General features: G+C 63.7%; 1 protein-coding gene. It reads right to left on the bottom strand.

Going from position 1 to position 292, the window contains the following annotated elements:
• Nucleotides 1–4 precede the first annotated feature (4 nt).
• Nucleotides 5–292: hypothetical protein (locus QSV46_RS39380; protein ID WP_314964043.1), on the bottom strand; the 288-nt coding region annotated here is incomplete at its 5' end.

The following is a 292-nucleotide window of genomic DNA, read 5'->3' as shown; positions in this document are numbered from 1 at the left end:
GATCTCAACCCTCGGAATGCACCCCGGATTCGGGGGCGCACATGGCATGCCAGTAGGCGCGAGTGGTGGCTGTGGGACCGTCGAACTCGGTGAACCCGGCATCGATGATCTCCACCGGACGTGTGTGTTCCTGCCACTGCTCGACGGTTGGTGTGACGACGCATACCCGGAACCGGTCGGCACGCCAGTATCGCAGGATCTCTGCCTCACCACCCTCCTGCAGCTGCTGACCATGTACCTGATCGCATGCTTGCTGCGACGCAGGAGCGACGTGACCGTGCAGCCCCTGTGC

The sequence above is a fragment of the Bradyrhizobium cosmicum genome (assembly GCF_032290525.1).
Classification (GTDB): domain Bacteria; phylum Pseudomonadota; class Alphaproteobacteria; order Rhizobiales; family Xanthobacteraceae; genus Bradyrhizobium; species Bradyrhizobium cosmicum_A.
Note: the sequence above shows the minus strand (reverse complement) of the source record. Positions and strands in the feature narration are given on the sequence as shown.